The sequence below is a fragment of the Ruegeria arenilitoris genome (assembly GCF_013035315.1).
Lineage (GTDB): Bacteria > Pseudomonadota > Alphaproteobacteria > Rhodobacterales > Rhodobacteraceae > Ruegeria > Ruegeria arenilitoris_D.
Genome location: NZ_WQHP01000003.1, coordinates 399,373 through 411,867 on the forward strand (window position 1 = coordinate 399,373; position 12,495 = coordinate 411,867).

Genomic DNA, 12,495 nt, shown 5'->3' on the forward strand with positions numbered 1-12,495 from the left:
TGAAAACTGGGCTTTAGGATCACCAATTAGCGAATTGAAACAAATGAATAGTGAATGCTTGTCATGAAATCTCTTTGTTTTGCCCTTGGGCTGTTATTGGCTGCGACGTCCGCAAATGCACAATCTGTAATACTCGGAGCTGGGTATGCCGGATTGGCAGATAGCCCGTATGAAGATCAGGCTATTTTCGCTTTAGAGTATCAACATCGACCATTTCATGAGGCCGCCCGATTCAGCGCAACATGGGGCAGCGCGCTGTCGGTTGACGTGGATGGCGACTATCACATTGGACTGGGCCTAGTAGGAATCTACACGTTCAGAGACCGCTGGTTTGTCGAAGGCAGTGTTATGCCGGGTTACTACAACGCGTCAAACGCCCAGAATGACCTTGGGGGCAATTTCCAAATCCGCAGCCTGCTTGGAGTTGGGTATACCTTAAACGGCGGCGACAAGCTGTCCGTGGCATTTACCCATAAATCCAACGCCAGCACGGAAGAACCCAACCCCGGATTGAACTCAGTTTTGCTCAGATACCATTTCGCGTTCTGAGCCAACTGGCTCGAACCGGGATTGATTTCCGTGCCAACTTTCTGCACATCAGGCCTGAACCTGATTGCAAGGACTGCCTATGACCCGTATCGACGCCAAGTTCGCCGCTCTGAAGGAACAGGGAAAGAAGGCGTTCGTCGCCTATATCATGGCCGGAGACCCGGATTTCGAAACCTCGCTTGAAATCGTGAAGGGCCTGCCGGGCGCAGGTGTCGATGTGATCGAGCTGGGCCTGCCCTTCACCGATCCGATGGCGGACGGACCCACGATCCAAGCGGCCGGCCAACGTGCGCTGGATGGCGGAATGACGTTGCAGCGGACGCTGGATCTGGCCCGTGCTTTCCGCGAAACCGACGACACCACTCCGATTGTGCTGATGGGGTATTACAACCCGATCTATAGCCGCGGTGTTGATAAGTTCCTTGTTGATGCAAAAGAGGCTGGCATTGACGGGCTCATCGTTGTCGACCTGCCGCCGGAAGAGGATGATGAGCTGTGTCTGCCTGCGCAGGCCGCGGGTTTGAACTTCATTCGTCTGGCCACTCCGACCACCGATGACAAGCGCCTGCCCCGCGTTCTGCAGAACACATCGGGCTTTGTGTACTACGTCTCGATCACCGGCATCACAGGTGCTGCCGAAGCGCAGGCCACCAATGTCGGCCCGGAAGTTGCCCGGATCAAATCCGCAACCGATCTGCCCGTGATCGTCGGCTTCGGAATCAACACACCGGAAAAATCGCAGGCCATTGCCTCTGTCGCAGATGGTGCCGTGGTTGGCTCGGCCATTGTTAGTCAGATCGCGGCGGGCAAGCCTACGGCCGAGGTTCTGGATTTCGTTAGATCGCTGGCGGACGGCGCGCATTCGGGCTGATCCTGTTTCGAATTGATTTGAACGCAGTCGGCACATACCGGCTGCGTTTTTTGTTGTCTTTTCCAACCTCGCCGCGAGTTGCAATTTCGCAGCGTTGCGAGGCCCTCAAATGATTGGTAAACAAAAAGAACCAATCCTGGGAAGGCCGAACCATATGCCCGTTATCACCAATATCGACGACCTGAAACGCATCTACGAACGACGTGTGCCACGCATGTTCTTCGACTACGCCGAAAGCGGCAGCTGGACAGAACAGACATTCCGCGAAAACACCTCGGATTTCGAAGAGATCAGGCTACGCCAGCGGGTTGCGGTGGACATGGACGGGCGCTCGACCGCGTCGCAGATGATTGGCGAAGATGTGGCTATGCCAGTGGCCCTGGCCCCGGTCGGCCTGACGGGCATGCAGCACGCGGATGGCGAAATGAAGGCTGCCAAAGCCGCTGAAGAATTCGGTGTGCCGTTCACCTTGTCGACAATGTCGATCAACTCGATCGAGGACGTCGCCGAATACACCAACAAACCCTTCTGGTTTCAGCTTTATACAATGAAGGATCAGGACTACGTCAGCCGTCTGATCCAGCGCGCCAAAGATGCCAAATGCTCGGCGTTGGTCATCACATTGGACCTGCAAATTTTGGGGCAGCGCCACAAAGACCTGAAGAATGGCCTGTCGGCCCCGCCGAAATTAACCGCCAAGACCCTCGCGAACCTGATGACCAAATGGGCCTGGGGGATCGAGATGCTGGGCGCACACCGACGCGAGTTTGGAAATATCGTTGGTCATGCCGAGGGCGTTTCGGACGCGTCATCGCTGGGCGCATGGACAGCCGAACAATTCGACCCCAGTCTCGATTGGGCCAAGGTCGAAAAGCTGATGGAGCAATGGGGCGGCAAGGTGATCCTGAAAGGTATTCTGGACGCCGAAGACGCCAAGATGGCCGCCAAGATGGGAGCAGACGCGATCGTCGTGTCGAACCACGGTGGCCGCCAATTGGACGGGGCGCTCAGTTCGATCCGCGTATTGCCCGAGATCATGGACGCCGTTGGCAACGACATTGAGGTTCATTTGGACAGCGGTATCCGGTCAGGCCAAGACGTTCTTAAAGCTTTGGCATTAGGTGCCAAGGGCACGCATATCGGCCGCGCGTTTGTCTATGGGCTGGGCGCAATGGGTCAGAAAGGCGTGACAACGGCGCTAGAGGTCATCCACAAGGAACTGGACACCACAATGGCACTGTGCGGCGAGCGGAGCGTCGGCAATTTGGGTCGTCACAACCTTCTGGTACCGCAAGACTTTGGCGGCCGCTGGGAAAAGTAACCTTGGGAGTACAAGAGGGCTCTGCCCCCGCCGCCCTTCGGGCGCCTCCCCCGAGGTATTTTCAGCCAGATGAAGCAGCGGATCCTTTATTCATCTGGCCCCAAATACCTCGGAGCGCGAGGCAGAGCCTCGCAAAAAACGCGGAACGCAAAAACCCCTTTCCAAACCGGGTGAATCAAGCTAAGGACGCGGCTTCACGCGGGCATACAGCCTTGGAGGATGCCCGCCCTAACACTTGGAGAATTATCATGGCTGGAGAGATTCCTGATCTCGTAGCTCTGGAACGGACGGGGACAGGCAAGGGCGCCGCTCGTCAAGCACGCCGCGACGGCATGGTTCCGGGCATTGTTTTTGGTGGCGATAAAGAGCCGCTGCCGATTCAGATCCCGTTCAACGAACTGTTCAAGCGCCTGAAAGCTGGCCGGTTCAAGTCGACTCTGTGGAACCTGAAAGTTGACGGCCACGAAGACGTTCGCGTCATCTGCCGCGACGTTCAGCGTGACGTTGTCAAAGACCTGCCGACCCACCTGGACCTGATGCGCCTGCGTCGGACCACCAAGATCGCGCTGTACATCCCTGTTGAGTTCATCAACGAAGACGAAGCGCCCGGCATCAAGAAGGGCGGCGTTCTGACCGTCGTTCGTCCGGAAGTCGAGCTGATGTGCACCGCCGGTGATATTCCTGAGAAGATCACCGTTGACGTGACCGGTCTGAACATCAACGACGTTGTCACCATTTCGTCGGTTGACCTGCCCGCAGGGACCAAGCCGACCATCGACCGTGACTTCGTGATCGCCAACATCTCGGCACCGACTGGTTTGTCGACCAGCGATGACGAAGAAGGCGAAGAAGTGGCCGCAGACGAAGTTGAAGTCGTCGGCCAGGAAGCTGAAGAATAAGTTCAGGCCAAAGAGTCCTGAATTTGAAACGGGGTCCTTCGGGGCCCCGTTTTTCATTTTGAAATGCGAATTTTCGCATTTGATGGTTTTCTATGTTAGGCTCCGCTACGGCGGTTCGTTTTTTTGAACCCCATGCCCATCGAATTCTTCTATGGAGCCTCCGATCATGACATCACAAATTCATTCCCTGCCCGTTTTGCTTTCTGTCATTGGCTGTTTTGTCTGCGCTTCAGCATCTTCCGCTCAGGTGCAGGACACGCTGCCCAGCAAGGATGAGGTCGCTGACAGATTCACCTCTGATCATTTCTCGCCCTATGCGGGGCGAAACTTTCCGACCCGACCCTTGTGGGGAGACACGCACCTGCATACGGACGTTTCCGTCGACGCGGGGACAATGACTCGCCTAAGCCAGGAAGACGCCTTTCGGTTCGCGCGGGGCCATGAAGTTACCACGACGCACGGCCTGCAGGCCAAACTGGCGCGACCGTTGGATTGGCTTGTGATCTCGGACCACGCCGAGATGTACGGGTTGATGCCACAGCTCTTGGGTGGGGATCAGAACATCCTGTCCACGCCTCAAGGAAAGTCCTGGTACGACGCTCTGACCAGCAACGACACGGATACAGTCTTTGCCACCGCAATGGAAATCGTTGCATCCCTGTCTGGGGACGAGCCCCCGATCGACAACCCCAAAGCCATTAAGGATGCGTGGCAGGACTACACCACGCTTGCGGATCGGTATAACGAGCCCGGCGTCTTTACAGCTCTGATCGGGTATGAGTGGACATCTGAGGGCGGTGACAACATCCACCGCAACGTGATCTTCCGCGACGGGGCCGCCAGGGCCAATCAGGTGCTTCCATTCTCGCAGTTCGACAGCAAGAACCCCGAAGATCTCTGGGCGCACCTGGCCGATTACGAAAATCGGACAGGTGGGGACGTGCTGGCCATTCCCCATAACGGCAACCTGTCCAATGGCCGTTTGTTCTCGGTCTCAAATTTTGACGGAACACCGCTGACCGAAGAGAACGCGCGCCTGCGTGCCCGGTTCGAGCCGGTTATCGAAACCACCCAGATCAAAGGCGACAGCGAGGCGCACCCCTTCCTCAGCCCAGATGACGAGTTTGCGGATTTCGACACATGGGACGCCTCGAACCTGAACGGAACCGAAGCCAAGACACAGGACATGCTGCAATACGAGTATTCGCGCGAGGCCTACAAAACCGGTTTGATGCTGGAAGAACAGCTGGGCATCAACCCCTACAAGGTTGGCCAGATAGGCTCTACCGATGCCCATACAGGGATGGCTGCGGTAGAAGAGGAAAACTTCTTTGGCAAGCACTCCGGCGTGGAACCGGAACCGAACCGCTGGGAACATTTGGTTATTGAAGCACCTGATCCGGAGTTTTCGATCTATGGCTGGAAACAGGCCTCTGGCGGCTACGCGGCCGTCTGGGCGATGGAGAACACACGCGAGGCGATTTTCGACGCGCTTGAGCGACGCGAGGTCTACGGCACCACCGGTTCCCGGATTCTGGTGCGGTTCTTCGGCGGCTGGGATTTCGCGGAAGAGGATGCGCTGTCCCGTCTACCTGCTGATCTTGGGTACGCAAAAGGCGTCCCCATGGGGTCGGACCTGCCAGCCAGAAGCGGCGATGGGGCACCCAACTTCCTGATTGCAGCGCTTAAAGACCCATATAGCGGCAACCTCGACCGGGTTCAGGTCATCAAAGGTTGGTTGAACGCAGACGGCACGCGCGGAGAGAGAGTATTTGACGTTGCGTGGGGCGGCGATCGCGCACCCGGAGCGGACGGCAAGCTGCCTTCAGTCGGGAACACGGTGGACGTGGGAAACGCCACTTGGACCAACACGATAGGCGCACCGGAACTGATCACCTTTTGGCAGGACCCCGAGTTCGATCCGTCACAACGGGCCTTTTACTATGTCCGCGTCATCGAAATCCCAACGCCGCGTTGGACGGCCTATGAAGCCAAGCGTTTCAATGTCCAGATGGACGCTGACGTACCGATGACCACGACGGAACGCGCCTACACGTCGCCGATCTGGTACACGCCCGAGGGCTGAGAGCGACCTTCTGCCCCTGCCCCGTCTGGATTTCTGCGCCGTTTCGGGGCATGAGGGGGCAAAGCGAACAAGGACGCGCGGAGCAGAGCCATGAAACTTTTTGTCGGACTGGGGAATCCGGGTCAGAAATACGCCCGAAACCGGCACAATATCGGGTTCATGGCACTGGATCGGATCGCCGATGAACATGGTTTCGGACCGTGGAAATCCAAGTTCCAGGCAGAGATTTCCGAAGGTCGGCTGGGCTCGGAAAAAGTACTTTTGGTCAAGCCGCAAACATTCATGAACCGCTCGGGTCAGTCCGTGGGCGAAGCCATGCGGTTCTATAAGCTCGATTCGACCGACGTGACCGTGTTTCATGACGAACTGGATCTTGCCCCGGGGAAGGTTCGCGTCAAAGCGGGCGGCGGACATGCCGGGCACAACGGGTTGAGGTCGATCCACGAACATATCAGCCCGGCCTATGACAGGGTCCGGCTGGGCATCGGACACCCGGGTCGCAAGGAAATGGTCTCGCCTTACGTGCTGAGCGATTTTGCAAAGGCTGACGCAGACTGGCTGGATGACGTTCTGCGGGGCGTGTCCGATGGGGCCGGGCATCTGGCCGATGGTGACGGCGGCAAATTTATGAATGCGGTCGCGCTGCGCACCGCGCCACCGCGGTCATCCAAATCGCCCGCCGCACCTAAAAAACCGGCCGCCGAACCTGCGCCGGAACCCGAAGCCGATAGCAGGTCGGCAATGCAGAAACTATTGGACAAGTTCAAATAGACCCGCTGCATTTGCCGCTACGTCCTAATTGCGAACACAGGCCTGCCGCGTTCCAATGCGGCAGTCAAACGGGAGGTGACACATGCGAACCCTGATGAAATGGGTGCTGCGCATCGTTTTGATGCTGGTGCTGGCAGCTGTTGTTGTGGGCTTTTGGAAGCGCGAAGAGATTCAACGCCTTATGGCCGTGAACTCTTTGTTTTCCGAGGAAAAGATCGTTCACAACTTCTCGCATATGGATCAGGCCTTCAAAACTGTCAGCCTGCCTCGCGGCGATGGACCCACCTATGAGCTGATCTATGGCCCCGGATTTGACCTGCCCGAAGGCACGGACAGCTGGATTGAAGACCGCGCCGTGACTTCTTTGCTGGTGATGCAGGACGGACAGATCCGGTTCGAAGAATACTATCTGGGAACCTCTCCGGATGATCGTCGGATTTCCTGGTCGGTTGCCAAAAGCTATCTTTCCGCCCTGTTCGGGATCTTGATGGCCGAGGGCGCCATCGACTCACTGGATGACCCGGTGACCAGATACGCCCCAAAACTGCAGGGCACCGCCTATGACGGCGCGACAATCCGCAACGTGTTGAACATGGCCAGCGGCGTCACGTTCAACGAGGACTATCTGGACTATAACTCAGACATTAATCGCATGGGTCGTGTCGTTGCCCTGGGTGGTGAGCTGGATGACTTCGCCGCCTCGCTGAACGAGACGTTCACTGCGCCTGGCGATACTTGGCAATATGTCTCAATCGACACCCATGTCATCGGGATGGTGATCCGAGGTGCAGCGGGACGACCTGTAGCTGAACTGCTGACCGAGAAGGTCCTCCAACCTTTGGGTCTTGAACGCGATGGCTACTATGTCACCGACGGTGCTGGCGTGGCTTTTGTTCTGGGCGGCCTGAACTTTACGACCCGCGACTTTGCCCGGTTTGGGCAGATGATCCTGCAAAACGGCGTGCATGACGGTCAGCAGATCGTCCCTGCGGAATGGATCGCCGAGTCGGTCCTCCCCAGCGCCCCAACCGAGACCGGAAAGATTGGCTACGGCTATCAGTGGTGGATTCCCGTCGGCGCGCATGAGGGCGAGTTTCTGGCCCGTGGTGTTTATGGGCAATACATCTATTTTGATCAGCCACGCGGTGTTCTGATCGTGTCCACAGGTGCTGATCGCAGTTTCCGTGACAAAGGCGTCAACGAAGCTAACATAGAGATGTTCCGAAAGATCGCCCAAAGCCTGTGAGGTGCGGCCATGCAAAAACTGGATAGTGTCAACGTTCTGGGGGGCGTGCTTGCCCCCTGTTCCCGCGATCCGTTGACCGGGTTCTTCAGGGATGGGGCTTGCAACACCTGCGCCGAGGATCAGGGCAGCCACACGGTCTGTGCCGTAATGACAGCCGAGTTTCTGGCCTATTCCAAATACGTCGGCAATGATTTGAGCACCCCGCGCCCCGAGTTCAACTTTCCCGGCCTCAAACCCGGCGACCAATGGTGTCTATGCGCCGGGCGCTTTCTGCAGGCTCATGATGAAGGCTGCGCACCGAAGGTGTATCTTGAAGCCACGCATCAACAGGCGCTGGACATCGTTCCGATTGGTATTCTGCGGGCAAATGCCGCGGAACCTGATTGACCTTGTCGTCAAAAACGCATCAAAGAAACCCGCCAGCCAACACTCAGTTTAGCAAGCGTGCAACCGTCAGCAAACGAGGTAGGCTATGAGCTTTATCGCCATGAACCGCTTCAAGGTCCGTCTGGGCAGCGAAGCCGATTTCGAAACCGTGTGGAAAGACCGGGAAAGCCGTCTGAAGGAGCTGCCGGGCTTTCAAGAGTTTCGTTTGCTGAAAGGCCCCGAAGGCGAGGACTATCGTCTTTATTCCAGTCATGTCATCTGGGACAGCCGCAGCGACTTCGAGGCCTGGACCAAATCGGAACAGTTCCGTGATGCGCACAAGAATGCGGGCAACAGCAAAACGCAGTATGCCCTGATGGGACCGCCTCAGTTCGAGGGGTTCGAAACCGTTCTGCACCAGAGCTGATTGATCCACCGTCCAAAACGACGATCACACAGCGCGTGCCAGATAGCCGCGCGACGTGCGCGAAGGCGGACCGGTTGGAAAGCTGTGCTCCGCCTCCAATTCCCATCCTGCGTCGCCCAGCATCTTGGCCACCTGTCGGGGCCTGTAGGATCGGTGACGCCATTGAAACCAGATAATCGCATTGCACCAATGCGGTTTGCTAACGACCAGCCACAGCCTTGCTGCGGGCGCAGACAGCCCGCGCAAGTGCCGCAATGCGTCGGTCGGGTTTTCGCAGTGTTCAAGGACGTGGGCCGCAAGGATGCAATCGTGCGGTTCAGCAGGTCGAAAATCCTCAAGGTGTGATTGGACCGTCGTTGCGGTGGCTCCCCTTCTGGCCAAAGCGTGGTCTGCTTGTGCCAGCATTTTCCCGGATGGTTCCAGCAAGGTGACTTGACCCCGGGGCTGAATGACCGCGCGGGCTTCGGCAAAGGCACCGGTGCCGCACCCAACGTCCAGCGCGTTCTGCCCCAAGTCTTGAGGTGACCCGACCGAAAGGAACCCCAAATACGCATCGAAATAGCCGAGCAGGCGCATCTTGTCCGCCCAGCCGGGGGCAGCGGCATCGTATTTTGGTCGAGCTTTTCTGAGCCGGATGCGTTGTGCATGCCAAGCAGGTTGGCATGAATTACCCGGGGCGCAAAGCCCCGGGACAAGCCTTAGTCTGCTGTGCGGCCTTCGGTATCGGACATGTCGAAGTTCAAATACTTCGCCACGGTCTGAACGTCCTTGTCGCCGCGACCACACATGTTCATGCAGATCAGGTGATCCTTCGGCAGGTCAGGCGCGATTTTCATCACATGCGCCAGCGCGTGGCTGGGCTCCAACGCCGGAATGATGCCCTCGGTCGCGCAGCACAGCTGGAACGCTTCCAGCGCCTCTTTGTCGGTGATCGAGACATAGTTGGCGCGGCCGATGTCGTTCAGCCACGAATGCTCGGGGCCGATACCGGGATAATCCAGACCGGCTGAAATCGAATACCCTTCAAGGATCTGGCCGTCATCATCCTGCAGCAGGTAGGTGCGGTTGCCATGCAGCACGCCCGGGCGACCACCGGTCAGCGAGGCGCAATGCTCCATCTTTTCGTTCACGCCCTTACCGCCGGCTTCGACACCGATGATGTTGACGTCCTTGTCATCCAGGAAGGGATAGAACAGGCCCATCGCGTTCGACCCACCGCCGATGGCGGCGATGATTGTGTCTGGCAGACGGCCTTCGGCCTTCATCATCTGCTCTTTGGCTTCTTTGCCAATAATCGATTGGAAATCGCGCACCATCGCCGGGTACGGGTGCGGACCGGCCACGGTACCAATGCAGTAGAACGTGTCGCGCACATTGGTCACCCAGTCGCGCAGGGCGTCGTTCATGGCATCTTTCAGCGTGCCACGACCGCTGGTCACCGGAATCACTTCGGCCCCCAGCAGACGCATGCGGAACACGTTCGGTGCCTGACGCTGCACGTCATGCGCGCCCATATAGACGATGCACTTCAAGCCGAATTTGGCGCAGACGGTGGCTGTGGCCACGCCGTGCTGCCCTGCCCCGGTTTCCGCGATGATCCGGGTCTTGCCCATGCGACGTGCCAAAATGATCTGGCCCAGCACGTTGTTGATCTTGTGCGCGCCGGTGTGGTTCAGCTCGTCACGCTTGAGGTAAATCTTCGCGCCGCCCAGATGCTCGGTCAGGCGTTCCGCGTAGTACAGCGGAGACGGGCGCCCCACATAGTTGGCCCACAGATCGTCCATCTCGGCCCAGAAGGTCGGATCCACCTTGGCTTTCTCATATTCCTCTTCCAGCGACAGGATCAGAGGCATCAGCGTTTCACTGACAAACCGCCCCCCGAAGATGCCAAAACGCCCCTGCTCATCAGGACCGGACATGAAGGAATTGAAAAGATCGTTGGCCATGGGTGTCTCCCTCGTCGTACCCGTTGTTCATAGGAGGTAGCGGAGGGTTTTGCCATGGCAAAACGTATCAATTCGCAGGGTGAAACCGTTGCTTCCAAATCCGCAATGCCTGTTCTTCAGTTGGCACAGCAATACAAGGGAAATGGTGGAACTCATGGCTGATCGACAGCTTCGCCGCGACCGCCATTGCGCGACGGTGCGCACCGGAATGGGAAAAGGTCAGCATCGCCTCGGCATCCTGCCAGACACTGAGTGAAAAATAACGCTCCTCGTGTCTAAACAACTGAGCGTAAAGGCACAGCGGGTCGCCCTGCGCCTGCTGCAACGCACGGCCAGCACGCCAGACAAACTCCGGCGCGTAGAACCAGTTTTTTAGGGAAACTCCGCCAATCGCTGCGAGCATCTCCTATCCTCCTCACGGTTATATACGGGGGAAAGCTTTGGATAGATCAACAGGCCGCTTGGATAAATTCAGAAATCTTCATGGGATCTTTAATCCCGGGCGCGCTTTCTACACCTGAAGACACATCAACCTGACTCGCGCCGGTCATGCGGATCGCCTCGGCAACGTTGTCAGGCGTCAGCCCCCCGGCCAGCATCCATGGTTTTTGCCAGTACTTGCGACCCGCCAAAAGCCTCCAGTCAAAGGCCAGCCCATTGCCGCCCGGCAACTCAGATGTCCGCGGTGGTTTGGCGTCGATCAGCAACTGATCGGCCACTTCCGAATACAAGTCAATTGCGCTGAGGTCTTCTGCCTCGGCGACGCCAATCGCCTTCATGACCGGCAGTCCGAACTTGCCACGAACCTCGGACACCCGTTCGGGCGTTTCCTTGCCGTGCAGTTGAAGCATGTCCAAGGGCACCTCGGTCACGATGCGGTCCAGATCCTCATCCGATGCATTCACCGTCAGTGCCACCTTGGCCACCCCAGCGGGAACCAGTTGAGCCAGTTCAGCGGCCTTGTCCAGTTCAAGATGGCGGGGTGATTTCGGAAAGAACACGAACCCAACGTACCGCGCCCCGGCCTCGGCCGCAGCGCGCACATGAGCGGGCGCAGTCAACCCGCAAATTTTTACAGCGATGTCTGACATTGGAGTGCCTTAGCTGGCTTCGTCCAGCAGAGCCAGCACGTCGTCCTTACCTTCGTTCTGCTTATTCTTGAGCTTCTTGACCTCACGCTCAAGCTTGCGCACCTCGCCAGTTTTGACCGAGGCATCCCGGCGATGCTTATGCTCGCGCAGCCATTCCCACAGGAACCCGATGATCAAACCGGCCACGACACCGCCCAGAACGACAATGAACAACGGCAGATTCGTCGAAAGGTTAAAGCCCAGCAATTCAGCCAGAGCATCCGGCATCAGCTTGAGTTCGACGATCTGGCGATTGGCCAGCGAGACGGACACAAGGACGATCCCGAGGATCGCCAGGAAAGCATATCGAAGGTAGCGCATCATGATGTCAGGCTTTACCGTTCAATCGATCCCTTAGCAACTTGCCAGTCTTGAAGAATGGTACACATTTTTCTTCGACCTGTACGGTTTCGCCGGTTCTGGGGTTGCGACCAACGCGCGCATCCCGCTGTTTGACCGAGAACGCGCCAAAACCGCGCAGCTCAACCCGGTCACCACGGGCCATGGCATCCGTCACTTCTTCGAACACGGTATTTACGATCCGTTCGACGTCACGCTGGTAGAGATGCGGGTTTTCATCGGCAATTTTCTGAATCAGTTCTGAACGGATCATATGCGTTACCCTCCCAGGCGACCGGTTAACCATGTCTAGTGTTCTGGGCAGTATAGGAAAAAACCGGGATCGGGGGAACGTTTACTCGAGGCGCAATGCCTTCATTTTGCTGCGAAGTCGGGCGATTTTTTGCTTGATCCGGTGGATTCTGCTCCAAATGCACAAGCGACTGCCGGAATAAACCCAAATTTTGGAAGGTGTTGATTCGCAACAAAAACGGCCCCGCACTTGCGTGCGAGGCCGAAAATCGTGTTCGGGATGCGCCCCGGG

General features: G+C 57.5%; 15 protein-coding genes. 9 read left to right on the forward strand and 6 right to left on the reverse strand.

Features of this window, described 5'->3' with window-relative positions:
* The first annotated feature begins 54 nt into the window (after positions 1-54).
* From GOV53_RS09275 to GOV53_RS09315, 9 genes are all read left to right on the forward strand, one after another.
* Positions 55-549, forward strand: a complete 495-nt coding sequence (locus GOV53_RS09275) for an acyloxyacyl hydrolase (protein WP_254439244.1) — start codon at positions 55-57, stop codon at positions 547-549.
* Between the two features lie 79 nt (positions 550-628).
* Entirely contained in the window at positions 629-1,420 is a 792-nt protein-coding gene (gene trpA / locus GOV53_RS09280; protein ID WP_170465654.1) for a tryptophan synthase subunit alpha, read from the forward strand.
* A 154-nt stretch (positions 1,421-1,574) separates the two neighbouring features.
* On the forward strand, positions 1,575-2,741 hold the full coding sequence (locus GOV53_RS09285; protein ID WP_170465657.1) for an alpha-hydroxy acid oxidase: 1,167 nt from the start codon (positions 1,575-1,577) through the stop codon (positions 2,739-2,741).
* Between the two features lie 248 nt (positions 2,742-2,989).
* Entirely contained in the window at positions 2,990-3,640 is a 651-nt protein-coding gene (locus tag GOV53_RS09290; protein WP_170426767.1) for a 50S ribosomal protein L25/general stress protein Ctc, read from the forward strand.
* Positions 3,641-3,806: 166 nt separating this feature from the next.
* Complete coding sequence (locus tag GOV53_RS09295) at positions 3,807-5,726, forward strand: DUF3604 domain-containing protein (RefSeq protein ID WP_170465660.1); 1,920 nt, start codon at positions 3,807-3,809, stop codon at positions 5,724-5,726.
* A 90-nt stretch (positions 5,727-5,816) separates the two neighbouring features.
* Positions 5,817-6,497, forward strand: coding sequence for an aminoacyl-tRNA hydrolase (gene pth / locus GOV53_RS09300; protein WP_170465663.1), 681 nt, complete (start codon positions 5,817-5,819; stop codon positions 6,495-6,497).
* A gap of 82 nt (positions 6,498-6,579) precedes the next feature.
* On the forward strand, positions 6,580-7,743 hold the full coding sequence (locus GOV53_RS09305; protein WP_170465666.1) for a serine hydrolase domain-containing protein: 1,164 nt from the start codon (positions 6,580-6,582) through the stop codon (positions 7,741-7,743).
* A 9-nt stretch (positions 7,744-7,752) separates the two neighbouring features.
* Positions 7,753-8,130, forward strand: a complete 378-nt coding sequence (locus tag GOV53_RS09310; RefSeq protein WP_170426771.1) for a DUF2237 family protein — start codon at positions 7,753-7,755, stop codon at positions 8,128-8,130.
* Between the two features lie 85 nt (positions 8,131-8,215).
* Positions 8,216-8,536, forward strand: a complete 321-nt coding sequence (locus GOV53_RS09315) for an antibiotic biosynthesis monooxygenase family protein (RefSeq protein ID WP_170426772.1) — start codon at positions 8,216-8,218, stop codon at positions 8,534-8,536.
* Between the two features lie 24 nt (positions 8,537-8,560).
* Here the strand turns inward: GOV53_RS09315 and GOV53_RS09320 are convergent, their stop codons facing one another.
* The 6 genes from GOV53_RS09320 to ihfB all read right to left on the reverse strand — a co-directional run bounded on the left by GOV53_RS09320 (position 8,561) and on the right by ihfB (position 12,225).
* Positions 8,561-9,112: a class I SAM-dependent methyltransferase gene (locus tag GOV53_RS09320; protein WP_170465669.1), complete on the reverse strand. Its 552-nt coding sequence runs from the start codon at positions 9,110-9,112 to the stop codon at positions 8,561-8,563.
* Between the two features lie 122 nt (positions 9,113-9,234).
* The gene (trpB, locus tag GOV53_RS09325) at positions 9,235-10,482 is read right to left on the reverse strand and encodes a tryptophan synthase subunit beta (RefSeq protein WP_170426774.1); all 1,248 of its coding nucleotides are present in this window, start codon (positions 10,480-10,482) and stop codon (positions 9,235-9,237) included.
* A 67-nt stretch (positions 10,483-10,549) separates the two neighbouring features.
* Complete coding sequence (locus tag GOV53_RS09330) at positions 10,550-10,885, reverse strand: DUF3291 domain-containing protein (protein WP_170465672.1); 336 nt, start codon at positions 10,883-10,885, stop codon at positions 10,550-10,552.
* A gap of 46 nt (positions 10,886-10,931) precedes the next feature.
* Positions 10,932-11,573: a phosphoribosylanthranilate isomerase gene (locus GOV53_RS09335; protein ID WP_170465675.1), complete on the reverse strand. Its 642-nt coding sequence runs from the start codon at positions 11,571-11,573 to the stop codon at positions 10,932-10,934.
* A gap of 9 nt (positions 11,574-11,582) precedes the next feature.
* Complete coding sequence (locus GOV53_RS09340) at positions 11,583-11,933, reverse strand: lipopolysaccharide assembly protein LapA domain-containing protein (protein WP_170465950.1); 351 nt, start codon at positions 11,931-11,933, stop codon at positions 11,583-11,585.
* A 7-nt stretch (positions 11,934-11,940) separates the two neighbouring features.
* Positions 11,941-12,225 (reverse strand): integration host factor subunit beta, encoded by a 285-nt coding sequence (gene ihfB, locus GOV53_RS09345; protein ID WP_037310872.1) that lies wholly within the window; start codon positions 12,223-12,225, stop codon positions 11,941-11,943.
* Positions 12,226-12,495: the final 270 nt, after the last annotated feature.